Source organism: Halorubrum gandharaense, from assembly GCF_054654575.1.
The window spans coordinates 934,079-960,530 of record NZ_BAAIET010000001.1 but is presented as its reverse complement, the minus strand read 5'-3'; the positions used below and the strand labels follow the sequence as shown (position 1 = coordinate 960,530).

Here is a 26,452-nt window from a genome sequence, read left to right as displayed (position 1 = left end):
GGGTTGAAGCCTGTTCTGGCGTGTCGCCGTCGTCCTCGACGCTGGCGTTTCAGACGAACCCTTGTGGGGTTGAAGCTCTCTGAGCGCCTTCGTCACCTCGCCTCGCGACGTGTTTCAGACGAACCCTTGTGGGGTTGAAGCGTCACCGTTCTCTTGGTGCTCGTCGAGCTGCTCGGCGTTTCAGACGAACCCTTGTGGGGTTGAAGCATCGCATCGTTGTGAGCGCTTCGGGTCATCAACAGTTTCAGACGAACCCTTGTGGGGTTGAAGCAACGTCCAACTGCTCAGCAGCAACATCGGGATCGAGTTTCAGACGAACCCTTGTGGGGTTGAAGCGTCGTCGTCGCTCAGAGCAACAACTGGGCCGCCGGTTTCAGACGAACCCTTGTGGGGTTGAAGCGACCGTCTCAACGGCGAGACGAAGGGAGCGCTGTCGGTTTCAGACGAACCCTTGTGGGGTTGAAGCAGCGAGGAGGGCGCAGAGAGCGGGACGGCGACCGGGCGTTTCAGACGAACCCTTGTGGGTTGGAGCATACCAGCGTCCGAGCTGGCTGATCTCGACACGGGTGGTTTCAGACGAACCTTGCGAGGTTGAACCACGGTCAGGTAGACGACGCCCAGAAGCCCGCTATCCGAGCAGCCCGTCCACCGCTCGCGTCACGGCGGCGGCGGCGGCCTCGACCGCCGGCACGCGGACGTACTCGCGCTCGGCGTGCGCCACGGCGCCCGCGTCGTCCGCGAGATCGCCGGGCCCGAACACGACCGTCGGCACGGGCGCGAAGTAGGAGGCCTCCGTGGCGGCGCCGAAGGGGCGCACGTCGCCGCCCCCGTCGGCGGACACGCCGGGTGCGTCCCGGTCGTTGACCGCCGCGCTCGCGGCGTTCGCCATCGTCCGGACCAGTTCGTGGTCCGTGTCGGTCGAGAACGCCTCGAAGAACGGGGACTCGCGGTCGGTGAGCGCGAACTCCACACCAACCCCATCGGCCACCTCTCCGCGCACGGCGTCCACCAATGACGACCGGAACCCCTCGGCGGTCTCCGGGGGAACGCTCCGGCGGTCGAGAACGAGCTCGCAGTCGGCCGGCACCTGATTGGTGGACTCGCCACCTTCGATGACGGTCGGCGTGAGCTTCGGGTCGCCGAGCTGTGGGTGTGTCTCGGCATCGTCGTCGAACGTCCGTACCGCGCAGAGCGCGTCCTCGGCGGCCGCGACCGCGTTCACGCCCGCGAACTCCGCGGCGTGGGCGGCGACGCCCGAGAGGTGAAGCGTGCCCTGAAAGCGCCCCTTCGCGGCCGTACAAACGTCGAGCCCCGTCGGCTCGCCGACGACCACGCAATCGGCGTCGGACAGCCGGTTCTCGCTGCCGGGGAGCAGCCCGAGCAGTTCGGCGGCGCCGAGCGACAGCACCTCCTCGTCGGGCGTGATCGCTAGGGTGACCCGCCCCCTCTCGGGCTCCGCTCGCAGGAACGCGGCGAGTAGCGCCGCGAGCGGCCCCTTCGCGTCACAGGAACCGCGACCGCGGATCACCTCGGTCGCTGCGGTGGAATCGGAGTCCGCCGCTCCGTCCGCCGGCGGACACTCGCCGCCCTCGCACGGTCCGCGCTCGAACGGGATGTGCGGGCTGACGGTGTCGATGTGGGTGTTGAAGACGAGGTGTGGTCCTGCCTCGGGGTTCGGCGACGTTTTCTCGGCGACCACGCAGCTGCCGTCCACGACCTCGGCGTCGACGCCGTACTCCGCAAGCGTGGCGAGGAGCAGGTCGCGCATGTCTATCACGTCCTCATTCGAGGGGACGCGCACGGCGTCCGCGAGGAAGGCGACGGGATCGAACGCCTCGGCGGGGTCGGATGACCCTCCGCTCATCGCGGATCAGCGGGCAGTTCACCCGAGAACTCGTGGGTGACCGGTCCCGTGAGGGTGGCGGCTTCGCCCTCCGGCACCTCGATCGCCAGTTCGCCGCCCGGCGGACGGATGCGGATCGTCTCCCCGTCGACCAGTCCGAGTCGGCGGGCGACGGCGGCGACCGCCACCGCACCCGTACCACAAGAACGCGTCTCACCCTCGACGCCGCGCTCGAAGGTCCGCTGGGCGATGACGGGGGTCACGTCGGCGTCTTCACCCGCTTCCGAATCGCACTTGGGCGTGTTTCCGAACCCGTCCTCGACCACCGTCACGAGGTTGACGTTCGCGCCATCGGGGAAGATCGGCGCGTGCCGAACCGGCGGCGCAGCGGTCTCCAGGTCGATCTCGTCCACGTCCTCGACGAACGCGACCGCATGGGGGACGCCCGTGTTGACGGCCGTGACGGTAAGCCCCTCCACGGGCGCTTCGACGAGCGGTTCGTCGGTGTCGACCGGAACGTCGCCGGGTGCGAATCGCGGGACGCCCATCTCGATGGTCGCCTCGCTGCCGTCCGACGTGACCGTTGCCCGACGGGTGCCCGCCTGGGTGTCGATCATGAACTCCGTCTCGCCGGTGCGGTCGTGGGCCCATCGGGCGACGACGCGGGCGCCGTTGCCACACATCGCGGCCGTGGAGCCGTCCGGCTGGACCAGCGTCATGACGACCCGAGTCGGGCGGTAGCGCTCCTCGATGCTCAAAAAGAGGACGCCGTCGGCGCCGAGGCGGTCGTCGTCGTTGGCGCCGCCGTTCGCGCCGAAATACGCGCCGTTGGCACCCGTCTCCCGGTCGCAGTGGGCCTCCGCGAAGGCGGCGCGGTCGGCGATCATCTCACTCGCGTCCACGACGAGGAAGTCGTTGCCCGTGCCGTGGTACTTCTCGACGGGGACGGCGTGGATGCTCATCGTTCCACCTCCACGAGGTCGGGGAGGCTCTCGCGTCGTCGGGCCACGCGGGCGTCGCCGGCGTCAAGAACGACCTCCGCTGGCCGGGGTCTGGAGTTGTACTGGTGTGCCATTTCGTATCCGTACGCGCCCGCGATGCCGACCGCGAGGAGGTCCCCACGGGACGGTCGCGCGATCGCTCGGTTCTCACAGAAGGTATCGCCGGTCTCACAGATAGGTCCGGCGACCGTGACAGGGGTTGCCGAGCGCTCCGCGGGCGCCGGCTCGTCGTCAGCCCCACCAAGATTCCGGATCGGGTGGTAGGCGTCGTACATCGCCGGGCGGAGCAGGTCCGTCATGCCGGCGTCCACGCCGACCACGTCCTCGCCCGGCGTCGGCTTCGTCGTGTTGACCCGAGTCAGCAGCACGCCGGCGTCCGCGACGACGTACCGCCCGGGTTCGACGGCGAGGTCGAGTTCCCCCTCGCCGTCGGCGGTCGGCACCGGGCCGAGGGCCTCCCGCGTCGCCTCGGCGACCGCGGGGAGGTCGAGCGCGGGGGCATCCTCCTCGTAGGGGACGCCGAACCCGCCGCCCACGTCGACGTACTCCAAGTAGAGCGGGTCGGCGCTCGCGGCGTCAGTGGCGTCCGCCCCGTCACCATCGGACGGCGTCGTCAGCGACCGCGCCAGATCGCCCATCCGGGAGACCAGTTCGCGGTGGCTGTCCAGTTGGTCGGCGTCGATTCCCGAGCCGGCGTGGGCGTGGATGCCGACCACGTCGAAGCGCTCGGCGGCCTCGCGAGCCACTCGGGCGGCGCGGTCGTAGGGGACGCCGAACTTCGCGGCGGCGCCCGTCCGCACCTTCTCGTGGTGGCCCGCACCGACGCCCGGATTCACACGGAGGCAGACCCGTCCGGTGAATCCGCGGTCGGCCAGTCGGTCGAGGGTATCGGCGGCGCCGACGGTCACCGTGAGGTCGGGCTCCTGTTCGGCGGCCGCGACGACGTAGTCGAGGTCGCGCGCCGGCGGGTTGACCGCGGTGTAGTGGAGCCGGTCGCCGCCGAAGCCGGCGGCGAGCGCGCGGTCCACCTCGCCGGCGGAGGCACACTCCGCGTCGAGGCCCGCCTCGCGGACGGCTTCGAGCACCGCCCGCCCGGTGTGGGCCTTCACCGCGTAGCGTACGTCGGCGTCGGGAAACGCTGACAGCAGACGCTCGCAGTTCTCGCGGACGCGGTCGAGGTCCTGGACGTACAGCGGCGTGCCATGTTCAGCCGCGAGCCCGGAGAGACGCTCGGCGTCCCAGTCGGCGAGCCGACGGACAGGGGGGTTAGCGGACGCTCCGTTCGAGTCGGGATCGCTCATTCGCGGAGCGCGTCCTCGCGCCGGGTCGCCTCCAGCGTCTCCTCCTCGACGTGGGTGGCGACGACGGCGGGCTTGTAGGCGCCGCCCTCGAACAGCTCGTGGTCGCCGACGGACGACTCCACCATCCGGGTGAACGCGCGGCGCTCGGCGGGGAGGTGACCGTAGACGACCTCCTCCTCGACGAGGTCGTAGACGGGGATTCGGGGGGTGAGCAGCGTGTTCTCGCCGACGATGGAGTTCTCGCCCACACGGAAGCCGGAGGTAACCCGGCAGCCGGCACCCAGCGAGACGCCGTCCTCGATGATCACGGGGGCGTCCTCGACGGGTTCGAGCACGCCGCCGATCAGGGTGTTGGCGCCGAGCTTGACGTTCTCGCCGAGCTGTGCACAGGAGCCGACCGTGTCACAGGAGTCGACGAGGGTGCCGTCGCCGACGTACGCGCCCATGTTGACGAACGAGGGGCTCATCATGATGCAGTCGGAGCCGAGGTAGGCGCCGCGGCGGATCGCGGTGCCGTCCGGCGTGTTTCGGGTGCCGCGCGCGCCGAGGTCCTCGGTGTCGCGCAGCGGGAGCACGTCGTAGTAGGTGACTCCGCCGTACTCGCGAGCCTCCGTCTTCCGAAGGCCGAAGTTGAGGAGGATTCCTCGCTTCACCCACTCGTTCGCCTCCCAGGAGGTCACGTCGCGGCCGGTCTTCTCGGCGGCGCGCACCTCGCCCGCCTCAAGCTCCTCGAGGAACGCCTCGAGAACGGCTTCGTCGTCAGTCGTCGTCTGGTCGGCCGAAAGTCCTTGCTGATAGCGTCGCCAAAGGTCGGATACGTCGGATTGTAGCGTCATTGTGTCGTATGTGGATGAGTGGTGGTATTTAGGATTCGGTTCGGTGATTATTCGCGTGCATCTCCGTCGAGCACGTCGTCGAAGTCGTAGCGACCGGGGTCCCGGCCGACGAGCCACGACGCGGCGTCGAGCGCCCCCTCGGCGAACACGCCGCGGTCGCCGGCACGGTGGGTCAACTCCAGCGTCTCGCGGTTACCCGCGAGCAGCACCTCGTGTTCGCCGGTCACGTCGCCGGCGCGTCGCGCGTGGACGCCGACCTCGCCGGCCGACCGCGGGGCGTCGCCCTCCCGGCCGTGGACGCGCTCGTCGAGACCCTCACGCACGTCTTCTACGTCCCCGAGGATCGTCTTCGCGGTGCCTGAGGGAGCGTCCCGCTTTCCGTTGTGGTGCGTCTCGGTGAGCTCCACGTCGTAGCCCGGCACCGCGGCGACCGCCTCGCGGACCGCTCGCCGGAGCGCGGCTACGCCGCGCGCGAAGTTGGACGCCTTTAATAAGGGTACCTGCCGGCTGACCGCTCGAAGCCGCTCCGTGCCGGAGGAGTCGAAGCCGGTCGTTCCCGTCACGACGGGCACGCCCGCCTCGGCACACGCCTCGGCGTAGGCGGCCGCCGACGAGGGGCCCGTGAAGTCGACCAGCACGTCCGGGTCCGTGTCCGCGAGCAGCTCGTCGAGCCGGTCGGCGTCGTCGACGGCGACGCCTGCCACCGGCTCCGTCTCCGTGCGGTTGACCGCGAGCACGACCTCGACGCCCGGTCGCGCAGTCGCCGCCTCGATCACCTCACGCCCCATGCGCCCGCCGGCGCCGGTGACGGCAACGCGGAGAGTCTCGCCGTCGCCGCCGTCGTCGCCGTCGGCCGCGGTCATCGTTCCGCCTCCACCGGCTCCGGCTCGCCGCCCTCGTATTCCGCAAGCGTCTCACGGAGGTCCTCGCGGTGCTCCTCGGAGAGGCGCGTCAGCGGCGAGCGGACGTGCGGTTCGCCCATCCCGCGGAGGTGCATCGCCTCCTTCACCGGGATCGGGTTGGTCTCGACGAACAGCTGGCGACACAGCGGCGCGAGCTCGTGGTGGAGCTCGCGGGCGCGGTCGTAGTCGCCGGCGAGCGCCGAGCCAACCATCGCGCAGGTGCGCTCCGGTTCGACGTTGGCGACGACGCTGATCGTGCCCGTGGCGCCGACCGAGACCATCGGGAGCGTGAGCGGGTCGTCACCCGAGAGGACGGAGAACGTCTCCTCACGCGTGCGCTCGACGACCTCGCTGATGAGCCCGAGGTCGCCGGAGGCCGCCTTGTACCCCTGAATGTTCGGATGCTCGGCAAGCTCGACCGTCACGTCGACCGGAATCGACCGCCCCGTCCGCGAGGGGACGTTGTAGACGATCTGCGGCAGGTCGACGGCGTCGGCCACGGTCTGATAGTGGTCGAGGAAGCCCTGCGGCTCCGGCTTGTTGTAGTACGGCGAGATGAGCAGCAGGCCATCGGCTCCGGCGTCGGCAGCGCGCTCGGACAGCGAGAGCGCCTCGGCCGTATTGTTCGAGCCGGTTCCGGCGATGACGGGCACGTCCTCGACGGCGGCCGCAACCGTCTCGATCACGTCGACGTGCTCGTCGTGGCTCATCGTCGCCGACTCCCCCGTGGAGCCGACCGGGACGAGCCCGTCGACGCCGGCCGCCTCCAGATAGCGGGCATTGTCGGCGAGCTGCTCGTGGTCGACCTCGTTGTCGGCCGTGAACGGAGTGGTCATCGCAGGGTAGACCCCCTCGAACGGTTCGTCGGTCGCTTCGTCAGTGGCTGCGTCGTCGGTCGTGTACGGTGTTGTCGTGCTGGTGTTTGGCATGGTTGGTGGATGTGGTGTGGTCGATGTGGTCTGGTGGACGTGGTCAGGATGTCGTGTCGGAACGTCCTGTGCGACGGTGAGCGCGTGCCGCCGCGCGCGACCGGCGTCATCGCGGACGCCGGCCGTCGTCGGTCGGAAAACGGCGCGTGTCGGGGGTCGTCCGGGACGGGGTCGCCACTCCCGCCGTCGGACGCATCACGCGCGTTTTTTCGAGAAGAGCCGCGTCGCTGGCCCGAGCGGCGAGCCGCGAAGGGACGCGGAGTGAGTCACACCCGATGGTGTGGCCGTCGTAAAGTTAACCGTTGCGCCTCGTCGGTCCGGTTCGACGGGAGAGGAGAAAAATCGGCGGCTGGTCAGTCCGAGACGCCGACTTCCGAAACCGGGCGCTCGTCCTCGGCCTGTTCCGTGAGGTGACAGGAGGCGACGTGGTCGTCGCCCACCTCGACGAGGTCGGGCTGCTCACGCTGACACACCGTCTCGAACGCGTCGAGGCGCTCGCCGGCGCGCTCGACGTCGCCGTTCGCAAGCGCCTCGATGGCGTCGGCGAACACCGTCTCCGCGTCGGCGTCCGACAGCGTCGCCGGAACGCCGTACTCCCGGCGCAGGCTCTCGTCCACGTCGCCGACCGGCAGCGTCTCGGCGATCTCCGCATCCTCGGCGGCCGCCTCCTCGGGGTGTACGAGCTCGTACAGTCGGTCGACGGTGAACCGACGCATCTCGACGCCCCGTTTCACGTCGAGCACCGACCGCCAGACCCCCTCCTCGAACGCGTACTCCTCGGGCGGGACCACCTCCGGACACCGGGTGTGGAACCGGCAGCCGCGCGGCGGGTTCGACGGGTCCGGCACGTTGCCGCTCAGGTGGACCCGGCTCCGCTCCTCGGTGATGTCCGCCGACGGAATCGCGGAGATGAGCGCCCGCGTGTACGGGTGTTGTGGGTCGCTGAACAGCTCCTCCGTGGGACCGACCTCCACCATCTCGCCGAGGTACATCACGCCCACGCGGTCACAGATCTCCCGGACGACGCCGAGGTTGTGGCTGATGATGAGGATCGACAGGCCGAACTCGTCCTGCAGGTCGCCCATCAGCTGCAGGATCTCCGCCTGGACCGACACGTCGAGCGCGGAGACCGGCTCGTCGGCGACCAGCAGCCGCGGGTTCAACACCAGCGCGCGAGCCAGCCCGATCCGCTGTTTCTGCCCCCCGGAGAACTCGTGGGGATAGCGGTCGATGTCGTCGGCCTGCAGGCCGACACGCTCCAACAGCTGCTTGATGACGCTCCGGCGCAGCTCCGTGTCGGTCATCCCGTGGATGCGCATCGGCTCCGACAGCGACTCGCCGACGGACATCCGGGGGTCGAACGACGACTCCGGATCCTGGAACATCATCTGCGCCTCCCGGCGGAACCGCTTCAGCTGCGTCCTGTCGTACGCCGTGATGTCGGTGCCGTCGAAGCGCACGGCGCCCGCCGTCGGCTCGTCGAGCCGGAGGATCGACCGGGCCGCCGTCGACTTTCCACAGCCGGATTCGCCGACGATGCCGAACGTCTCCCCCTCGCGGATCTCGAAGGTGATCCCGTCGACGGCTTTCACCGTCCCCACTTCGTCTTTGAGGATTCCCTCGGTCATCGTGAAGTGCTTTTTGAGGTCGTCGACCGCCAGAATCGGGTCAGTCATCGCTCACCCCCGTGGGCCCGAACCCGCCGTCCGTCTCGTCGGTCGGCGGGAGCTCGTCGACCGGCGGGAGCCCGCCGGCGCTGCCCCCGTAGTGGACACACGAGACATTGTGCGCCTCGCCGTCGACGTGGTGCAGCGGCGGCTGCTCGCCGGTTCGGCACTCGTCGATGGCGTAGTTGCACCGGTCGGCGAATCGGCAGCCGTCCGGCGGGTCGATGGCGCTCGGGAGGGTTCCCGGTATCGGCCGGAGCTCGCCCTCCGTACCGGGAAGACACTCGAGTAGCGCCTTCGTGTACGGGTGAGCCGGATTCTCGAAGACGCGGTGGGCGTCACCCGCCTCCATCACCTTCCCCGCGTACATCACGACGACCGTGTCGGCGATCTCCGCGACGACGCCGAGGTCGTGCGTGATGAAGACGATGCTCATGTCGAACTCCGCTTGGAGGTCGCGGAACAGGTCGAGGATCTGCGCCTCGATGGTCACGTCGAGCGCCGTCGTCGGCTCGTCGGCGATCAGCAGGTCCGGCTCACACGCCAGCGCGATGGCGATGACGACCCGCTGTTTCATCCCGCCGGAGAACTCGTGGGGATAGTCGTCGACGCGCGTCGCGGCTTCCGGGATACCCGTCGATTCGAGGAGGTCGATCGCCTGCTGGCGTGCCTCCTCCTTCGTCACGTCCTGATGGGCGTTGATCGCCTCACGGATCTGATAGCCGACCGTGTAGACGGGATTGAGCGCCCCTTGCGGGTTCTGGAACACGTGGCCGATGCGACCGCCGCGAAGCGCTCGCACCTCCGACTCCGGGAGCTGCGTGACGTCCTGCCCGTCGAAGTAGACGGCGCCCTCCGCGATCTCGCCCGGCGGCATCGGGATCAACCGCGTGATCGACTCGGCCGTTACGGACTTGCCGGAGCCGGATTCGCCGACCACACAGACGGTTTCGCCGCGGTCGATGTCGAACGTGACGCCGTCGACCGCGTTGACCGTGCCCTCGTCGGTGTGGAACTGGGTGTGCAGGTTCGCTATCGAAAGGAGTGGTTCGCTCATGGTGTTACTCGTGGCGGGGGTCGAGCGCGTCCCGCAGCGCGTCGCCGAGGAAGTTGAACGCCAATACCGTCACGAACAGGAAGATCCCGGGGATCGTGGCGATCCATGGGGCAGGCTGGAGGTCACCGCGACCCTCCGAGATGACCCGTCCCCACGACCAGACGTTCGGATCTCCGAACCCGAGGAACGCCAGCACGGCCTCATAGAGGATCAGCGACGGGATAACCAGCGTCGCCGCCGTGATGATCGTGTTCGACACGTTCGGGATCAGGTGTCTGGTGATGATCCAGCGCTCGCTTGCCCCGACGTTCTCGGCGGCCGTGATATACTGCTCCTCGTTGCGCTGGAGCGCCTCCGAGCGCACCAGCCGGGAGGTGCCCGTCCACGTGGTCAACCCGAGAATCAGGATGATCGTAAACAGGTCACCCCCGTACAGGTAGACGACGAACAGGATCAAAAAGAACGTCGGGAAGGTGAGCATGATGTCGACGAACCGCATCAGCACCTCGTCGACCATGCCGCCGAAGTAGGCGGCCGTCGTCCCCACCGCGCTGGCGAGAACGATGATGATGAACATGCCGATGAGCCCGACCTGCATGCTCACGCGCATGCCGACGACGACGATCTGGAGGACGTCCTCACCGGATTGGGTCGTCCCGAACGGATGGGCCCACGTGCCCCCATCCATGAAGATGGGCGGCACGTGGGAGTTCGTGATGTCGATCTCCGGCCGCCCGAAGATGAAGGGGCCGATGACCCCCAGCACGAAGATGCCGATGAGGAACGCCAGGCTGACCACGGCGGCTTTGTTCTTTTTGAACTCCGTCCAGTAGTGTTTCGTCATCCGCGGGTTGCGGTACAGCGGCAGGACGACGAAGAAAAACATCACCACCAGTGTGAGCATGAACAGCCAGTCGACGTTGCCGGGATTGGGGCCGAACGTGAACGGGCCCAAATCGAGCTCGAAGATCGGCTGCCGGTGATTCCCGTACAGGTGGTCGAGCACCCACCCGAGGACCGTCGCGGCCGTCGTGAGGAAGAACCCGAGCCGGGTTTTCGAGGTGCCGATAGCCTCCTCGTGCTGTTCCCAGTCGATGTCCTCGAATCCGACGTCGTTGTCAGTGTCCAAACTCATTAGCGATCACCGAAGGAGATCCGCGGGTCGAGCATCGTGTAGGCGATGTCCTGACAGAGGTTGCCGATGATGGCGATGAACACCGGGATCAGCGTCGTCGCCAGCACGAGGGGCGTGTCCTGCTGGATGATGGCCTCATAGCTAACCAGTCCGAGACCGGGAATCTGGAAGATGACCTCCACGATGTACGATCCCGCGAAGATCAGCCCGAGGATGTCCCCAACGAGGATCGTGATGAGCGGCACCATCGCCGGACGGAAGATGTGCTTGATCGTCACCTCGTTCTCGCTGAGCCCCTTCGCGCGGGCGGTCTTCACGAAGTCGGCGTGGACATACTCCAGTGACTCCGCACGCGCGTACCGCATCTGCGAGGCGATCGCCGCCGTCGTCAACACGACCGTCGGCAGGATGAGCTGATGGGCGTTCGCGAGCGAGAGGATGCCCGGAACGTCGGTCGTGTAGTAGGTGGGAAACCACCCGAGCCAGACGCCGCCAACGAGGATCAACATGATCGCGAACCAGAAGTTCGGGAGGCTGATCCCCGTGAACGCGAACAGGGTGGCTGCGTAGTCCCCCTTGGTGTACTGGTGGGTCGCCGAGTAGAGGCCGATCGCGAAGCCGAGGACGACGGCGATGATCGTCGACGGGACCGCGTACTGGAACGAGTAGACCCACGAGTTGGCGATCACGTCGAACACCGGCTGGTTGTACGTCGTCGAGAGCCCCCAATCGAGGGTGGCCAGTCCGGTGAGGAAGGAGACGTACCGCTCCAAAGCGGTGTCCCCGTGGCCGAGCTGCTGTTCGTACAGCGCGACCGCATCCTCGTAGTCCATCCCCTGCTGGACCTGCTGGTCGATGAAGGTCGCTCCGCCGGCGGAGATGGGAGAGAAGTCCAGGAGGAGGAACGTGATCGTCAGCGTGACCCACGTCGCAAAAATGGTCCACGCCAGCCGCTTTGCGATGTATGCTTTCATGATTCGTGTGCGGTGGGAGTCGTCGTAGTCTGGTGGCGACCCGCAGCATGCGGGGTGTTAGTCGGCGATCGGGGCTATTTCGTGGGCGTCGTTACTGCTCGTCCTCGATCGCCCAGTTGGTGATATCGTATCCCCACGCGATGCTCGGGTCCTCGGTCGGCTCGACGTGGTGACGGTAGCCGTTGAGGTCCTGCGGAAAGTAGAGGAACGCCCACGGCTGCTCCTCGCTCAGGATGCCGTACACCTCGGAGAGGTTCTCCTGACGCGCCTCGGGGTCGGTCATTCGTTGGGCCTCCGCGAGGAGGTCGGCGACGCCCTCGGGGTCATCGTAGCCGTAGCCGTTCGCGGACTCGCCGGGCCGCCAGTATCCCTCCGTCGCCTCGGGCGCTCGGGGATACGAGTTCCGGCCGATACCCGCCATGAACGCCCACTCACGCGAGGTGCTGTACAGGTACTCGTCGAGCATCGTGTTCCACGGAACGGGGTCGAGCTCGACGTCGATGCCGAGGTTCTCGTCGAGCTCCTGCTGGATGTAGCGGGCCATCAGGTCGGTCGACTCCGCGGCGTCACCGTACACGAAGTTGAGCACGACCTCCTCACCGTTGCCGTCGACGACGCGACCGCCGTCGTAGTGGAAGGGGTTCGGGAGGTGCTCCGCCATGCGCTCGCGGGCGGCGTCGGGGTCGTACTCCCAGACGACGACCTCGGAGTCGTCGTAGAACTCGGAGTACTCCGGCTGGAGGGTGTGCGCCACGTCGCCGTACCCCTCCCGAATGTCGCTGACGATCTCTTCGCGGTCGATCGCCATCGTGAGCGCCTGCCGGACCTCCGTGACGTTGAGCGCTTCCCAGCCGTCGTCACGCATGTTGTAGAACATGCTCTGACAGTAGACGGTCGGGGTTCCGATGACCTGAATCTCGTCGTGCTCCTCGAACTCCTCGGCGCGTGCAGCAGGAATACCGGTGGCCGTGATGTCCTCGGCCTGGATCGCCGCGAGGCGGGTGGACTCCTCGCGCATGACCTGGTAGGTCCAGTCGTCCATATACGGCGTGTCCTCGTAGCCCTCGTGGTTCGTGAGGTAGTAGTCGTCGTCGGCGACCGCGAACATGCGGGCCTCGGTCTCCAGCACCTCGATGTCGAACGCGCCGAGGTTGCCGGTGTACGACAGGGACTGGATCTCGTCGTCCTCGTTTATCCCTGCACCATCCCGTTGTTCGACGTACGGTTCGAGCAGGTCCTTGGGAACGACTTCCTGGAATCCCCAGAGGATCGGCTCCTCGATGAACGCGGGGTACGAGTCGGGAGTTTCGATCGTGAACTCGTACTCGCCGGTCCGTTCCACGTTGAACCAGACGTCGTAGCTTCCGTCTTCCTCCTCGGGCTCGGAAGCGACGTCGAAGCCGTCCGGAACCTCGTCCATCGGCATTCGGAAGTCGTCGGCCATCGAGACGGCAGCCCAGTTGTCCTCGCCCTGAATGACCTCGCTGATCGAGTACACCCAGTCCTCGGCGGTCATCGCGCCGTACGGGTCACTCCACTCGCCGTGCTCGGTGATCGTGAACGTGAACTCGGTGAAGTCGTCGTTGACGTCGTAGTCGCGAACCAGACGGGGGACGAACTCGTTGTCCTCATCGAACGCGTATGCGGGGTCCTGCACACGGGTGATACGGTTGCCGGAGGTGGTGTCGGTGACGCGGAAGACGTTGTAGTTCGGCGCCTCGCTCGACTGTGCACCGACCCACGACAGCCCCTCGGTGTCCGGGCTTTCGGCGCCGTCGTCGCCGGCGGGGTCGCTGGGGTCGCTATTCTCGGCAGGTGCGCCGTCACCAGTGCAGCCGGCAACGCCGACCGCGCCTGCGGCGGCGACCGTCTTCAACACAGTCCGTCTCTCGGCACTCCCGCCTTCGCCATTGGGGCGCATACACATGGATGCGGAACGTCGTATTTAAGCCTTTCTAACCAATAACCACTTATTTAAGATTAGAGAGTATAGACAACAAATATTCCGTTAGAATCGAACGGAGCGGACGGACGTTCGATCACAGCGCAAGAAGCTGCAGAACCACCGAAATCCCGAGGAGGACGCCGGCGTATGCGATGAGTCCGATCCCGATCCGGATCGTTCGTGCAGGATCACGCTTCGCCGAATCGCTCCCGTCAGTTTCCGCTTGCCGGCGTCCGCCGGCGGACGCCGACGCGGATGCACGGTCGTTCCTCGCCGACCGGTGACTCGTTTTACCGTCATCCGAACGGCCCTCATCGACGGCGGCCGAGCGCACGTCCTCGCGCTCGTCGTCCGTCTCCTCGGCCCGGCGAATGGACCGTTTCCGGAAGACGGACGGGCGCGTGAACAGCACGGCGATCAGCGCGGCGACCACGCCGATCAGGAACAACCCGTCGACGACGCCGGGGATCCCGGAGCCGATCAGGAGCGCGCCGACGAACACGACGACCGCGGTGGCGACGGCGGCGCCGACGAATCGAAGGGAAACGGGCAGGTCCATGCGTGAGAGGGACACCGTCCAAGGGAGTATCGGCCGGCGAAGTTAGCTATTTCGCGTCGTCGCCGGGCAACGCACGGCCTCCTCGCTCCCGGTCGTGCGCCCGCCGAGCGCCCCGTGGATCCCAAAGCACCTAACTCGTGCCGCAGGATGAACAGCATATGACCGACATTCACCCGGGTCAGCGAGTTGCCGTGCTCGCCGACTCCCAGAACCTCTATCACACCGCACAGAGCATGTACTCCAGAAACGTCGACTACGGCGAGCTGCTCGACGGCGCCGTTCGGGACCGGACGCTCGTCCGGGCCATCGCGTACGTGATCCGCGCCGACTCCCCCGAGGAGGAGTCCTTCTTCGACGCGCTCCGAGACATCGGCTTCGAGACGAAGATCAAGGACATCAAAACGTTCGCCGACGGCACGAAGAAGGCCGACTGGGACCTCGGCATGAGCCTCGACGCCGTCTCGCTCGCGAACCACGTCGACACCGTCGTGCTCGTCACCGGCGACGGCGACTTCGCGCGACTCTGCACCCACCTTCGCCACGAGGGCGTCCGCGTCGAGGCGATGGGGTTCGGCAGCTCCACCGCCGACGAGCTGGTGGCGGCCGCCGACGAGTTCGTCGACCTCGCCGAGCGCGAGGAGACGTTCCTCCTGTAATGGCGCGCCGTTCGCGCGGGGACGACGAGCTGGACGGCGATCCCGTCGTGGACGCACTGGAGGTGCTCGCGCTTCCGTTCGTCGTCGCGGCCGCCGCCGGGCTCGCGCTGGGCCGCACCGTCGGGAGTTTCCCGCTGGGAATCGCCATCGGCGCCGCCTGTTTCGGCGCCTACGCGTTCCTCCGGCTGAAGTACCTCCCGACGTAGCCGGCCGAGTCCGGTATGGTCCCCGGTGCGTGTCGCAACCGCTTTCCACCTCCCCGGGGAAGAACGGCCATGAGCGACGACGAGACGCTCGCGGACCTGCGCACGAGCGCCGACTACCAGTTCGGCGCCGGCGCGGGTGCCGCGCTGTTTCCCCCCGACGAGACCCTCACCGTCCGGCAGTCGACCGGCGGCCGACCCCGACAGGTGCTCGTCGGTGACGTGAGCGACACGCCCGGCAGTTCCGAGGGCGACCGCCTCGTCTCCTACGGCACCGACGGCCGGTTCACCGTCGGCGTCGCCGGCGGCCGCCGACTCCAGGCCGCCTTCGACCCGCCGACCCACCGCGTGGTCGTCGGCGAAGAGAGCGAGCCGTTCGTCCGGGAGGGACGCAACACGTTCGCGAAGTTCGTCGACGCCGCCGACGACGAGATCCGCCCCGGCGACGAGGTGCTGGTCGTCGACGAGACCGACACGCTGTTCGCCGTCGGCCGTGCGGAGCTCTCCGGCGCCGAGCTCCTGGCGTTCGACTCGGGCGTCGGCGTGAAGGTCCGGAAGGGCATCGACAACGCGGATGCCGAACCCGTGTCGTACCGCTCCGACGAGTAGTCGGCGCTACTCCAACCGCGCGTCAGTCACGTCGATGTGCCCGCGGTCGCCCTCCCAGACCGTCTCGTAGTCGAGCGCGATCCGCCGGTCCATGTGCGGGCCGTCGACCACGAACGTCTCGAACTCCCCGCCTTCACCGAGTGGATGGACGCCGTACTCCGCGTTGAGCTCGCGGAGCTCGGCGAGCGCCTCACGGTCGTACGTCCGGCCGAGCCACGACTCGTCGAGTCCGTAGGCGGCCACCTGCACGATCACGATCTCGAAGCCGGCATCGAGCATCGCCTCGGCGAGCGCGACGGGGTCCTTCTGCCAGAGCGGCGCGAAGAGGTCGATGTCGAGCCGGTCGCACATTCCCTGAATCCGGGAGGTTTGAAACTCGCTCTCGACGGCGCCGGCGGTGACGCCCGCGAGGTCGAGCCCGTCGTCGGCCGCCAGCTCGCGCAGCGCGGCCTCCATCGGCTCCAGTTCGGCGTCGCCCTGCGCGCCGGCGTCGTCCACGTCGTCCGCGCCGAAGTCGTCGGGCGAGACCTCGACCAGTTCGACCCCGACGCTCTCGGCGGCGAGCGCGGCGAGGTGGGTCGCGGGCGTGTGGTACATGTAGGAGTCCCCCTCCGGGTGGACCGTTAACAGTCGCGAGACGTTCAGGTCCGCCTCCATCGCGCGGTAGAGCGCCCACGAGGAGTCCTTCCCGCCCGAAAAGAGGCTGACCCAGTCGTCAGTGTCCGTCATTGGCGGTGGAAGGAAGTCGGTGGCTAAAGCGCCGGCGGTCCGCGGTGACCCGCGACGCCGCCAGCTAACGGGCGTTCCGGTCGGGGGGAAGCCGCTATCTTGCGGTCACTGGCTGCCGACTCGTGGCGTTCCACGACCGCTTCGTGGACCGCCGCAGGGGTCGTCGCGGCGAGCGCGTCGGGGACGGGTTCGGCCGCAACGAGTCCGCCAGCCGTCGCCGGTGACACCTCCGTCTCGATCAGCGCCTGGATGTCGGAGCGACCGACTGGCCTCGTCCCGCCGCTATCGTCCCTGCGGCTCCCGTCGACCGGGCCGTTTCTCGCGCGCTTGAACGTGTTTCCGGGCAGGGCGGAGTGCGGAGGGACGAATTTAACTGTGTGTCATTAATGCCCTCCGTATGAGCGGCACACTGTTCCTGTTCGGAACGTTGCTCGCGGTTGCCACCGGGAGCGCGGGGTTCGTCCTCTCGGTCCTTGCGTGGCAGATCTTCCGGGGGGCTCCGTTCGGCGACGCGCTGTTCGTGCTCGTACTGTTCATGGCATCGTTCACCATCTACCACGCTGCGCTCGCGCTGTGGCCTGCCCTGCCGGTCTCCGTGCTGGCGGTTGAGAGTCTGGCGTTTCTGCTCGTCGTCGTGTTTGCGTTCAAGATGATGCAGCTCCATCGACGCGGGCTTCGCGTGAACGAGGAGGGGGCCGACGAATGACGGGGATGGACGCGATGGCGCCCGCGATCGTCCCCACGGTATTCGGGGGCCACGGCAGCGTTGAGGTCGTCCTCTGGAGTCTCGTCCTGGTCTCCGGTTTACTGGGTGCGCTCGGCGCCGCGTACCTGCTGTACGTCGACACGATCGTCGTTCACTACACGAGGTTCTTCAGGATCATCGCAGCCGGCCTGCTCGTGTTCGTCGCGACGGCGCCCGTGGTGTACCTCTTCGCCGTCGAGCTCATCCACGCGGTCCACGCGCTCGCGGCGGCCGTCATCTCCGTCGGACTCTACACCCTCATCCGCGCCGAGCTGGCGTCGAACGAGCTGGCGGAAGCGTTCGACGCCGGCGACCCGGGAGGGTTCGAGGAGTCGTTCGGCGACTTCGACGACGAGGAGTGACGCCCTCTCCCGGATCGGCACGCCGGCGCCCAGCGTCCGGGACCCCACGGCGTCACGCGCCCGAAGCGCCCGCCGGCGGTGGCGCCGTCGCCGGCCACCGGACCCCCGTCGCCGCCCTCGACGGCGAGGCGCCGGCTACCAACGTTAACTTGTTGGCGTGAGAATCCTCGACCATGTACCGCGTGTTGATGCCGATCGACACGAACGAGGACCGGGCGCTCGCACAGGCGGAACACGTCGCGTCCCTCCCGGACGCCGCGTCGTCGGTCGAGGTGATCGTGCTGTTCGTGTTCCACGGTGAGACCGAGAAAATGCCGGCGGAACTCCGGGAGTTCGGCACCGCGGCTCGGGTCCAGTCGGTGCGACGCGCCGTCGACCACCTCGAGGAACGCGGCGTCGACGTCGAGGTCCACGGCGGCAGCGGCGACACGGTCGCCGACATCCTCGCGGTCGCCGACGAGGCGGCCGTCGACAGCATCGTGCTCGGCGGGCGCAAGCGCTCGGCGGCGGGGAAGCTCCTCTTCGGGAGCGTCTCCCAGTCACTCCTGCAGGAGACCGACCGTCCGGTGACGATCACCGGCGAGCAGTAGCCGGTTGCGGTGCTCACGGGCGAGGAGTAGTCGGAGAACGAACGCTCGTCGGCAGTGAACAGCCGGGGAAACGCCCGACAGCCTCAGTCGCTGATGAACTCGTTGTCGCGCCAGTTGACGCCGCCGTTGCCCTCGCCGTTGCCCTGCGGGCTCTCGACGACCTCGACGCTCGCCGGGCGCTCCTCGCCCTCGACGATGCGGGTCGCCTGCAGGTCGCCACCCTCCTCGGTGATCGCGGTCAGCGTGCCCTTTTCAGCCATCGTCGCCAGTTCCCGCAACACGAGGAACATCGGGTACTGCAGCGCCGAGTTCTGGAGGACGGTCTCGCGGTCGCCCTTGAAACAGGCGAACTCCACGAGCTCGGAGGGGATCTCCTCCTCCTCGTCGTCCATCCACTGGGGACCGCCGGCGCGCGGCGGCTCCTCCTCGTAGACGCGCGTCTCCGTGACGGAGGCTTTCAGCTGTGCAGTAGGGGTGTACTTGCTGATGTCCTCGTCGGAGGAAACGGCCTTGATGATCAGGGTGTTGTTGCGACGCGTGATGTCCACGTCGTCGACCTCGGCGGGAAGGTCGGGGTCGTCCTCGAAATAGTCTTCTACGTCTTCGAGTGGCAGTTCAAGCGTCGAATGGAGTCGGAACACGCGGCCTGACATTGTTTGTGGTGGGTGGGGTGGGTGGGATGGGTGCAACCGGTTCGATGCGACGGTGGGGCAGCGAACGTACCTGCCTGATGTAGGGGGCGTAGCCTTATAGGGCCTGCCCTTTTTTCACTGCGAGTCGATGACACGGGAGATGGGTCGCCGGCGAGGGAGACCACATCCCCGGCGCCGTCGGGTTATTCGGCGCCGAGCTCGGCGGCAAGCTCGCCGCGCTCCTCCAGCTCCTCGAGCACGTCGCTGCCGCCGACGAACTCGCCATCGGCGTACGTCTGGGGGATCGTCTCCCAGCCGCTGTGCTCTTCGAGCGCCGCGCGATACTCGGCGAGCGCGGGGAGCACGTCGACCGTCTCGAACTCCTCGACGTGGCGGCTGATCAGCTCCAGCGCCTTCTTCGAGTAGCCGCACTGGGGCATCAGCTGGTTCCCCTTCATGAACAGCACCACGTCGTTGTCGGCGATCGCCTCGTCGACCCGCGCCTGTACGTCGTCGGTGTCGGATTCGCCCTCAGGGCTAAACGTCATGGGAGCCAGTAGGGCGGGGCGACGCAAAGGGGTTGCGCTGGATCGTGAGACTCCCGTCTCGGTCGGCGTCTACTCGCGGTCGACGCGCACCACGTCGATCAGCGAGTGGACGGGAACGCCCTCGATCTCGTCGTAGCCACGCTTGTCGGCGAGGACGACGCAGGCGACGGGCTCGCCACCCTGCGCGCGGATCGCCTCGATCGACTCGCGCATCGTCGTGCCGCTGGTGATGATGTCGTCGACGAGGTAGCAGTCCCGGTCGCGGATTCCGGCGAAGTTGCGCGAGAAGCCGCCGCCGTGCTCCGCGATGTCACCTTCCTCCCACTGGTGTTTCGCGGGGGCGTACGTCCCCATGTCCGTGTCGAGCTCGCGGGCGATGGCGGTGGCGAGCGGCGCGCCCGCCTTCTCGATGCCCACCGTGAGGTCGACGTCCTCGCCCTCCTTTGAGAGCAGGTCAGCCATCGCCTTCGCGGCGAAGGTCAGTCGCGAGGAGTCGCGGCCGATCGCCGACCAGTCAACGTGGATGTCGGAGGTCGCGGTCGGCGCCGTCGTCTCCTCGGCGGGTTCCTCGGCACCGGCGCGCTCGACGAGCCAGCTGGCGGTCTCGCGGGAGACGTTGAGTTCGTCCGCGATCTCTCCCTTCGAGAGCCCTCGCTCCGCGAGCTCCGCCGCACTGTCGATCAGGTCGTCAACGTTCTTCATAGCTGTCGAATTCGACCGCCGTTTTAATAGTCGTGTCGTCATCCGCGAACGCGGCCTCGAACTCGTCGAGCGGGTGGATCCCCGTGACGAGATCCTCGAAAAACGCGGTCGGGAGGGCGGACAGCGAGTCGACGGCGGCCTCGAAGTGCTCGAATCCGGAGTTGACGCTCCCCACGAGCGCCTTGTTGTGGAGCACGAACTCCCGATGGAGCGCACCGCCGTCGACCTCGAACTCCCAGTCGCCGGGGACGCCGAGGAGCGCGCCGACGCCGTTCGGCGCGAGCGCCTCGATCGTCTCGAACGCGTGCGGGGCGTAACCGGTTGCCTCGTAGACGAAGTCCGCCGGCTCGTACACGTCGGGAATCTCGGGCACCGGCGTCTCCGTGGAGTTGACGTAGGTGGCCCCCAGCGACTCGATCACGTCGATGGTTGGGTCGGGACGCTCGCGCCGGCCGAGACAGTAGAGCCGGTCGAACTCGTCATCGAGCATCGCCACCGTGAGGAGTCCGAGCGAGCCGTTGCCGAGCACGAGCGCGACCTCGGGCTCCCAGTGGAACGCCGAGCGACTGGCCCGGGCGTGCTCGACCGCCTTTTCAGTGATCGACGCCGGCTCGACGAGGAATCCCCACTCCGCGAGTTCGGGCGGGACCTCCACGAGGAACTCTGCCGGACTGGTGAAGTACTCGGCCATGAAGCCGTGCGCGCCGACGATGCCGCGTTCGTGGTACTTGCCCTCCGGCGCCATGTCGGGTTCGCCTCGCGCGAAGTACTCGTTGGCGCCGTTGGGCGGCCGTCGCACGGTCGGGACGACCACGTCACCCTTCTCGAAGGGCGTGTCGTTGGGGTCCTCGACGACGCCGACCGCCTCGTGACCCAACACGAGGTGGTCCTCGCCGGCGGGCGTGCCGCCGTGCCCGCCGGCGATCACCTCGTGGTCGGTGCCGTCGACGCCGACCCGCAGGGTCCGCACCAGCGCCTCGCCGTCGTCCGGCTCCGGCCGTGGCTTCTCGACCACGACCGGCTCGTCGCCGTCGTCGTACACCGCGATCGCTTTCATACGACACCGGAAGAGCCGGGTCACCAAAAGATTTATTCTATATCGAGTAAAGTATTGAATGCCGTTCCGTCCGGGTTTCAGCCTCCGAGACGGTCGTTCACGCGGTGGCGGTGGGGCCAGCCATCACTCCCCGTCGTCGTCCGGTTTTACGTGGACCACCCTGTCGACAAGTGGTAACTGCGAGCGGCGCGTTTTTCCCCGGCGCGGTCGACGAGCAACCCGTGTGCACCCTGACGCTTGCGTGGCGCGTCTTCGCGGACGCGCCCGTCGCGCTCGCCGCCAACCGTGACGAGGCACTCGGCCGGCCGGCCGAGCTCCCTGCGCTCCGTGAGCCCTCCGACGCGGACGCCGGCGACCGTGATTCGGACGCGCCGCGTCGCTACGTCGCTCCACGCGACGCTCGCGCCGGCGGCACGTGGATCGGCGTGAACGAGGACGGCCTGACCGTCGCCGTCACCAATCGCTGGCTCGACGCGGATCGGGAGGGAGACCGTAGCCGAGGGCTGCTCGTCGCCGACTGCCTGCGTGCGCCGACCGCGGAGGCCGCTGTTCGGGGCGTCGAGCGCGAGCTTGATGAGCGGCAGTACGACGGGTTCAATCTCGTGCTTGCGGACGCGCGGGCGGCGTTCCTCCTCGAATACGACGGCGCGCTCAGCGTGACGCGGCTCGACCCGGGCGTTCACGTGGTCGGCAACGTGGGCGGCGTGATCAACGGACGCCCCCGTTTTTCAGTGCCCGAGCGCCGGCGCGAGATTGCCGAGGACCGCGTCGAGACCGCGCGGCGCGTCGCGGCCGCCGTCCACCCGGAGCCCGGCGAGGACGTGGACGCCTGGCTCGACCGGGCGAGCGACCTACTTGCCGACCACGACTACGGCGCCTGTATCCACGAGAACGGCTTCGGGACGCGGTCGTTCACCCGGATTCGCACCGGGGCGTCGCCCGCGTTCGCCTATGCCGACGGGCCACCCTGCGAAACCGCTGCGGAGCCCGTCGAGCTCCCGGCGGGATTCGCCGGCGACGGGGAGTGAGAAGAGCTGACGGAGCGTGAGGATCGCCGACGCCCCCGACGGTCGGAAGGCCAGTTTTAAGCGACTCGCGGGCGCCACATCGGGTATGAGCGTGTCCGAACTTGAGGCCGAGCTGTCGGACGACGAGCACGCCGGCCTCGAACTCATCCGCGAGACCGGCGGCATCCACCAGAGCGACTTCTGGAAGGAGCTCGACGTCTCCTCGCGGAAGGGAAGTCGCATCGCGGAAGCGTTAGAGGAGTCCGGCCTGATAAAGCGGACCGACACGGTGTACAACGGGCACAACACCTACTATCTCGAACCCGCCGCGCGCGACCTCGACTTCTCGCTGTTGATGGCCGGCGACATGCTGTCGCCGTTCATCGGCGAGGAGGAGATCGACGCGCAGTCCGACGCCTTCTCGCAGTGGCTGATGAACCTCGCGTACGAGGAGTACTAGCGACGAGAGAGTCGGCACGGGTTTCGTTGAAACGCCGTTTTTGAGATCGACGAAGGATCCCCGGATGAGTGACACCGGGAGTAGGTGTATCACCTGAGCGGGTGCGGCGTTTATAAGTGGGGCGTTGGTGGTGTTGTTCGCCTTTTATAAGCAGAGTTTGTCCGGTGAGTTGCTGGTGCTACGCTGGTGAGGACCGCCTTCAAAAGCCCCAGCCGGCTCCGGTCGAGGGCCTCGCTGCGCGCTCAAAAGGGCTCGCGCTGCTCGCCCTTTTGAGTGCTTGCGTCGGCCGTCTTCCCGGAGCCGGCTGCCCCTTTGAGTCCCACCCCGCCCCGCAACCGCGACCGCACCTCACGCCTCCCCAGCCTCGGCGGGCGGGCGCCCGCGGGCTCCGCACCGCGCCGCGGGCGCCCGCCGCCTCCCTCGCGCTCCGGCTCGCGCCCGCTGGGCGCTCGCCGGGCGCGCCACCGCACCGCACCCCGTATATAAGGAAGCGTCGCTGCCGCTCTCAGCCGTTTAAATACTACCTCGCCGGCGACGATCTGGTAGACGTACTCCCGACATCGATCAACGGGCAACCGGTCTAATCCCAGAACGACTGCGTACGGGCGTACTCGCGCTCCTGACGCAGCACGTCCCGGTAGAACTCCTCCTCGTTCTCCCGGAGTCGGTTGATGATCCGCGCGGCGTTGTGCGGGCCGACGCCGCGCGCCGCCATCGCGATGACGGCCTGCTTGCCGTGCGTCTGCACCAAACTCGCCGAGCGGTGGGCTCGTTTCGTGAGTCGCTCCTGTTCGTCGTCCTTCTCGGCGGCGCGGACGGCGGCTTCCGTCTCCTCGTCCCACGGGTTGAGCGCGGCGATGCGCGTCGACCCGCATTCGGGACACTCCGGCTGGTCGCGGACCCGACGCACCTTCGTCCGGTGGCTCCAGTCGTCACAGTGGAGACAGAGCAGCCGGACGCGGTCCTCGCGGATCCGCTCTTTGACCGTCTCGATCACGTCCGCGTCGGCGTTGTCCGGGACGAGGAACTCCTTGCCCGCCGAGCGTCCGGCGGTGCCGAGCGGCGTCCGGCCACGGGCAGTCGCCAGCTCAATCGCGTCCGGGTCGTCGTCCGGAGCCTGCATCGCCGCGAGCAGGTCGGCGGTCTCCGCGACCGCGAGGTCGGCGTGGAACACCTCGCGGAGTGCCTCCTCGTAGACGGGCGTCCCCTCCAGGGCGGCCAACAGACGGTCGCCGCCGAACCGCCCCCGACCCTCCTTGTAGCGCTTGACGGACCCGAACTTGGCCGCCACCTGCGCGAGGGTGAACTTCAGCGACTCGGAGTTCTTGACGGCGATCTCGAGGTACGCCTCCAGATGCTCGGGATCGGTCGTCTCCAACACGTCGAGGAACGTCCCAGGGTCGACGCCGGCGGGCACCTCGAAGGTGATCCGGTAGGGGTCGACCTCCATCCCCACCGAGGAGCCGGCACGCTGGCCGACCAGCGCGGAGAGCAACCGTGCGAACGTCTCGTTGACCTCGTGGCCGAAGGCCGCGTTGACGGCGATCGTCCGTGCCTGCCCCTCGACCACCACGCGCTCGTCGGTGGGAACTGGATGACCGGCTTCGACGTGGTCCTCGACGGGTTTTAAGGCCTGCTCCACCGTCCGCTGATCGACCGGATACCGCTCCGCGAGGTCGCCGGCGACCGCCGCGCGCGTGCTCCCGGCCGCGAGCGCCTCCGCGGCCTCCCCGCGGATCCGCCCAACCTCGGCAGCGACCGGCGTCGGCACCGGGATCTCGCTGCCGGTCCACGACGGGATCTCGCCGGCGGGATCGGGGACGGGCGTCACCTCGACGCGCTCTTCCTCCTCGTCCACCTCGGTGATCCGCCACATCTCGCCGCGCTGGATGAACGTCTCGCCCGGGCCGGCGAAGTCCACGACGAAGCGCTCGTCGAGCGTCCCGATCCCCCGCCGGGAGGACATGTCGTACACCTCGTAGGTGGCCTCGTCGGGGATCATCGAGAGGTTGGCGTAGAAGTACTGCCACGTCCCGCCCGACTTCGAGAGCGTGTCCGTCTCCTCGTCGAGCCACAGCAGGTGGTTGCCGTCGAGCTCGCGAACCACCTCCTGGAACGGGGGTTCCGAGAGGTCACGGAACGGGTAGGCGTTCGTCACGATCTCGTACGCCTTCCGGGCGTGGACCTCCCCGAGGTCCATCACGACGCCCACGACCTGGTTGGCGACCGTGTCGAGGCTCCCGTGGTGGATGCTGGCGGGCTCGACCAGCTCGGCCTCCGCGCGCCGGGCGATCGCCATCGCCTCCAGCGTGTCGTCGCCGCCCTGCGTCACGACCGTTCCCTCGGAGACGAGGTCGCGGCGGTGGCCCGCGCGCCCGACGCGCTGGAGCAGGCGTGCGACCTCGCGCGGGCTCCCGTACTGGACGACGTGGTCGACGCGCCCCACGTCGATGCCGAGTTCCATTGAGGAGGTGCAGACGAGCCCGTCGATCTCACCGGCTTTGAACCGGTCCTCCACGTCGATCCGCACGTCCTTCGAGAGGGAGCCGTGGTGGACCTCGATGGTGGGGCCGGTGTCGTCGTCGGGGTCGTCGGAGTCAGCGGAGGACCTGGAGTCCTCACCGTCCCCCGCGAGCGTCTTAAACCGCGAGCCAAGTGCTTCCGCGGTCTGGCGCGTGTTGACGAAGATGAGCGTCGACTCGTGGTCGCGCACGATCTCCCGGATCGTCCGGACGTGGCTCGCGGTCGTCTCGTCGACGGCGAGCTTCCCGGCGAGCCGGGAGTCCGCCTCCGTGATCGCGGGGTCGACCACCCGCACATCCGTCCGGGTGCCGACGGCGACCTCGACGGTCTCGAACTCGCGGTCGCCCTCCCGTTCCGGGTCGCGCTTGCCACAGCCGACCAGGAACCGGCCGACCTCCTCGGGTGACCCCACCGTCGCCGACAGGCCGATCCGCTGGAACGGGCCGGCCAGTTCGCGGAGGCGTTCGAGCCCGACGGTGAGCTGGGCGCCGCGCTTGGCGGAGGCCAGCTCGTGCACCTCGTCGACGACGACGTGGTTCGCGTCCGCCAGCGCCTCGCGCATCTTCGATCCGGTCAGGATCGCCTGCAGGCTCTCCGGCGTCGTGATCAGCACGTCAGGCGGGTCGTCGGCCTGCTTGCTCCGCTGGTACTGCGTGGTGTCGCCGTGGCGCACGGCGACCTCCACGTCGAGGCGGTCGCCCCACCACTCCAACCGCTGCATCATGTCGCGGTTGAGCGCCCGCAGCGGTGTGATGTACAGCGCGGAGATTCCCTGCCGCGGCGGATCCCCTGGTGAGGGCCGCGCCTGCGCCAGGGCGTCAAACACCGGCAGCATCGCCGTCTCCGTCTTGCCCGTTCCCGTGGGCGCGAGCACGAGCGCGTTCCGCCCCGCCGCGAGCGGCGGAATCGCCTCGCGCTGTGGCTCCGTGGGCGTGGTGAACCCCTGTTCGGAGAGCGCGTCGCGCACCTCGCTGCCGAGGTGCGTGAACGCGTCCATCCCCGACACTTCCGACATACCCCAAGATTGGGGTTTGCGGCGATTAAGGGCGTCGCCCGCGGGGGTCGACACGAGATCCGGACGACGAGCCACGAGCGTTGCGCACGGCGGCCACCAAACATTCACAACGCCTTTGGCACCCGCCCGCGGCCTTCCCGCATGGGCATTCCGGAGGAGCGGATCCAGCGCCTGTTCGGGCTGGCGCGCGAGGCGGTCGTCGACGACGAGCTCGACCGCTCGCGCGAGTACGTCCGGCTCGCACGCCGGATCGCCGAGCGCAACCGCTGTGGCGTCCCCCGCGAGTTCGAGCGAAAGACCTGCGAGCGCTGTGACGTGTATCTCCGCCCCGGTCGAACCGGCCGCGTCCGGCTCCAGCCCGGTCACGTCGTCGTCCGCTGTCTGGAGTGCGGCGAGACGGCGCGATACCCGCACGACTGAGGGGCAGTTGACCGTCGGCGACGCCGGCGACGACGCCCCCCGTGG

27 protein-coding genes and 1 CRISPR repeat array (1 of these 28 only partly in view) are annotated in these 26,452 nt (G+C 68.1%); of the genes, 9 read left to right on the top strand and 18 right to left on the bottom strand.

From position 1 onward, the window contains the following. Positions 1-533: a CRISPR direct-repeat array (repeat unit 30 nt; unit sequence GTTTCAGACGAACCCTTGTGGGGTTGAAGC); it reaches 6,318 nt to the left of the window's first position. Between the two features lie 95 nt (positions 534-628). From ACYQ07_RS04560 to ACYQ07_RS04505, 12 genes are all read right to left on the bottom strand, one after another. Further along, the gene (locus ACYQ07_RS04560) at positions 629-1,864 is read right to left on the bottom strand and encodes a M20/M25/M40 family metallo-hydrolase (RefSeq protein ID WP_459877999.1); all 1,236 of its coding nucleotides are present in this window, start codon (positions 1,862-1,864) and stop codon (positions 629-631) included. Next, positions 1,861-2,805 (bottom strand): diaminopimelate epimerase, encoded by a 945-nt coding sequence (gene dapF, locus ACYQ07_RS04555; RefSeq protein ID WP_459877996.1) that lies wholly within the window; start codon positions 2,803-2,805, stop codon positions 1,861-1,863. Before dapF ends, ACYQ07_RS04560 begins: the two co-directional genes overlap by 4 nt. Then, a complete protein-coding gene (lysA, locus tag ACYQ07_RS04550; protein ID WP_459877994.1) occupies positions 2,802-4,145 on the bottom strand; it encodes a diaminopimelate decarboxylase in 1,344 nt (447 codons plus the stop codon). The genes dapF and lysA overlap by 4 nt, the downstream gene beginning before the upstream one ends. Further along, positions 4,142-4,981: a 2,3,4,5-tetrahydropyridine-2,6-dicarboxylate N-succinyltransferase gene (locus ACYQ07_RS04545; RefSeq protein WP_459877992.1), complete on the bottom strand. Its 840-nt coding sequence runs from the start codon at positions 4,979-4,981 to the stop codon at positions 4,142-4,144. Before ACYQ07_RS04545 ends, lysA begins: the two co-directional genes overlap by 4 nt. Before the next feature lie 47 nt (positions 4,982-5,028). Next, positions 5,029-5,844, bottom strand: a complete 816-nt coding sequence (gene dapB / locus ACYQ07_RS04540) for a 4-hydroxy-tetrahydrodipicolinate reductase (protein WP_459877989.1) — start codon at positions 5,842-5,844, stop codon at positions 5,029-5,031. Continuing rightward, positions 5,841-6,812: a 4-hydroxy-tetrahydrodipicolinate synthase gene (gene dapA / locus ACYQ07_RS04535; RefSeq protein WP_459877986.1), complete on the bottom strand. Its 972-nt coding sequence runs from the start codon at positions 6,810-6,812 to the stop codon at positions 5,841-5,843. The genes dapB and dapA overlap by 4 nt, the downstream gene beginning before the upstream one ends. 353 nt (positions 6,813-7,165) lie before the next feature. Continuing rightward, positions 7,166-8,488: an ABC transporter ATP-binding protein gene (locus ACYQ07_RS04530; protein ID WP_459877983.1), complete on the bottom strand. Its 1,323-nt coding sequence runs from the start codon at positions 8,486-8,488 to the stop codon at positions 7,166-7,168. Then, the gene (locus tag ACYQ07_RS04525; protein WP_459877980.1) at positions 8,481-9,536 is read right to left on the bottom strand and encodes an ABC transporter ATP-binding protein; all 1,056 of its coding nucleotides are present in this window, start codon (positions 9,534-9,536) and stop codon (positions 8,481-8,483) included. The genes ACYQ07_RS04530 and ACYQ07_RS04525 overlap by 8 nt, the downstream gene beginning before the upstream one ends. A gap of 4 nt (positions 9,537-9,540) precedes the next feature. After that, on the bottom strand, positions 9,541-10,671 hold the full coding sequence (locus tag ACYQ07_RS04520; protein WP_459877977.1) for an ABC transporter permease: 1,131 nt from the start codon (positions 10,669-10,671) through the stop codon (positions 9,541-9,543). Next, the gene (locus ACYQ07_RS04515; protein ID WP_459877974.1) at positions 10,671-11,645 is read right to left on the bottom strand and encodes an ABC transporter permease; all 975 of its coding nucleotides are present in this window, start codon (positions 11,643-11,645) and stop codon (positions 10,671-10,673) included. Before ACYQ07_RS04515 ends, ACYQ07_RS04520 begins: the two co-directional genes overlap by 1 nt. 91 nt (positions 11,646-11,736) lie before the next feature. Then, the gene (locus tag ACYQ07_RS04510) at positions 11,737-13,566 is read right to left on the bottom strand and encodes an ABC transporter substrate-binding protein (RefSeq protein ID WP_459877971.1); all 1,830 of its coding nucleotides are present in this window, start codon (positions 13,564-13,566) and stop codon (positions 11,737-11,739) included. A 118-nt stretch (positions 13,567-13,684) separates the two neighbouring features. Continuing rightward, the gene (locus ACYQ07_RS04505) at positions 13,685-14,149 is read right to left on the bottom strand and encodes a hypothetical protein (RefSeq protein WP_459877968.1); all 465 of its coding nucleotides are present in this window, start codon (positions 14,147-14,149) and stop codon (positions 13,685-13,687) included. Positions 14,150-14,307: 158 nt separating this feature from the next. Here ACYQ07_RS04505 and ACYQ07_RS04500 point away from each other — a divergent pair, with 158 nt between their 5' ends. The 3 genes from ACYQ07_RS04500 (at position 14,308) to ACYQ07_RS04490 (ending at position 15,617) form a co-directional block, all read left to right on the top strand. Continuing rightward, entirely contained in the window at positions 14,308-14,805 is a 498-nt protein-coding gene (locus tag ACYQ07_RS04500; protein ID WP_459877965.1) for a LabA-like NYN domain-containing protein, read from the top strand. Next, complete coding sequence (locus tag ACYQ07_RS04495) at positions 14,805-15,011, top strand: hypothetical protein (protein WP_459877962.1); 207 nt, start codon at positions 14,805-14,807, stop codon at positions 15,009-15,011. The genes ACYQ07_RS04500 and ACYQ07_RS04495 overlap by 1 nt, the downstream gene beginning before the upstream one ends. A 69-nt stretch (positions 15,012-15,080) precedes the next feature. Further along, on the top strand, positions 15,081-15,617 hold the full coding sequence (locus tag ACYQ07_RS04490; RefSeq protein WP_459877959.1) for a PUA domain-containing protein: 537 nt from the start codon (positions 15,081-15,083) through the stop codon (positions 15,615-15,617). A 6-nt stretch (positions 15,618-15,623) separates the two neighbouring features. Here the strand turns inward: ACYQ07_RS04490 and ACYQ07_RS04485 are convergent, their stop codons facing one another. Next, positions 15,624-16,346: a diphthine--ammonia ligase gene (locus ACYQ07_RS04485; RefSeq protein WP_459877956.1), complete on the bottom strand. Its 723-nt coding sequence runs from the start codon at positions 16,344-16,346 to the stop codon at positions 15,624-15,626. 397 nt (positions 16,347-16,743) lie between these two features. On the opposite strand from ACYQ07_RS04485, the gene ACYQ07_RS04480 reads away from it, so the two are divergent. From ACYQ07_RS04480 to ACYQ07_RS04470, 3 genes are all read left to right on the top strand, one after another. Next, positions 16,744-17,052, top strand: coding sequence for a hypothetical protein (locus ACYQ07_RS04480; RefSeq protein WP_459877953.1), 309 nt, complete (start codon positions 16,744-16,746; stop codon positions 17,050-17,052). Beyond that, entirely contained in the window at positions 17,049-17,453 is a 405-nt protein-coding gene (locus tag ACYQ07_RS04475; RefSeq protein ID WP_459877950.1) for a hypothetical protein, read from the top strand. Before ACYQ07_RS04480 ends, ACYQ07_RS04475 begins: the two co-directional genes overlap by 4 nt. 173 nt (positions 17,454-17,626) lie before the next feature. Further along, positions 17,627-18,043: a universal stress protein gene (locus ACYQ07_RS04470; RefSeq protein WP_459877947.1), complete on the top strand. Its 417-nt coding sequence runs from the start codon at positions 17,627-17,629 to the stop codon at positions 18,041-18,043. An 83-nt stretch (positions 18,044-18,126) separates the two neighbouring features. Here ACYQ07_RS04470 and ACYQ07_RS04465 read toward each other — a convergent pair whose 3' ends face one another. The 4 genes from ACYQ07_RS04465 to ACYQ07_RS04450 all read right to left on the bottom strand — a co-directional run bounded on the left by ACYQ07_RS04465 (position 18,127) and on the right by ACYQ07_RS04450 (position 20,982). Then, positions 18,127-18,696: a DUF7110 family protein gene (locus tag ACYQ07_RS04465; protein ID WP_459877944.1), complete on the bottom strand. Its 570-nt coding sequence runs from the start codon at positions 18,694-18,696 to the stop codon at positions 18,127-18,129. 182 nt (positions 18,697-18,878) lie between these two features. Then, positions 18,879-19,223 carry a glutaredoxin family protein gene (locus tag ACYQ07_RS04460; RefSeq protein ID WP_459877941.1) on the bottom strand — a complete coding sequence of 115 codons (345 nt, stop codon included), beginning with the start codon at positions 19,221-19,223 and terminating at the stop codon, positions 18,879-18,881. A 69-nt stretch (positions 19,224-19,292) separates the two neighbouring features. Beyond that, complete coding sequence (gene gfcR / locus ACYQ07_RS04455; protein WP_459877938.1) at positions 19,293-19,925, bottom strand: transcriptional regulator GfcR; 633 nt, start codon at positions 19,923-19,925, stop codon at positions 19,293-19,295. Then, positions 19,912-20,982 (bottom strand): glucose 1-dehydrogenase, encoded by a 1,071-nt coding sequence (locus ACYQ07_RS04450; RefSeq protein ID WP_459877935.1) that lies wholly within the window; start codon positions 20,980-20,982, stop codon positions 19,912-19,914. The genes gfcR and ACYQ07_RS04450 overlap by 14 nt, the downstream gene beginning before the upstream one ends. Positions 20,983-21,203: 221 nt before the next feature. Here ACYQ07_RS04450 and ACYQ07_RS04445 point away from each other — a divergent pair, with 221 nt between their 5' ends. Together ACYQ07_RS04445 and ACYQ07_RS04440 are read left to right on the top strand one after the other, a co-directional pair. Beyond that, positions 21,204-22,010, top strand: a complete 807-nt coding sequence (locus ACYQ07_RS04445; RefSeq protein WP_459877932.1) for an NRDE family protein — start codon at positions 21,204-21,206, stop codon at positions 22,008-22,010. Positions 22,011-22,095: 85 nt separating this feature from the next. Continuing rightward, positions 22,096-22,449, top strand: a complete 354-nt coding sequence (locus tag ACYQ07_RS04440) for a helix-turn-helix transcriptional regulator (RefSeq protein ID WP_459877930.1) — start codon at positions 22,096-22,098, stop codon at positions 22,447-22,449. Positions 22,450-23,029: 580 nt separating this feature from the next. Here ACYQ07_RS04440 and ACYQ07_RS04435 read toward each other — a convergent pair. Continuing rightward, positions 23,030-25,987, bottom strand: coding sequence for a DEAD/DEAH box helicase (locus ACYQ07_RS04435; RefSeq protein ID WP_459877927.1), 2,958 nt, complete (start codon positions 25,985-25,987; stop codon positions 23,030-23,032). A 141-nt stretch (positions 25,988-26,128) separates the two neighbouring features. On the opposite strand from ACYQ07_RS04435, the gene ACYQ07_RS04430 reads away from it, so the two are divergent. Then, positions 26,129-26,407: a ribonuclease P protein component 4 gene (locus tag ACYQ07_RS04430; RefSeq protein ID WP_459877924.1), complete on the top strand. Its 279-nt coding sequence runs from the start codon at positions 26,129-26,131 to the stop codon at positions 26,405-26,407. Positions 26,408-26,452 lie beyond the last annotated feature (45 nt).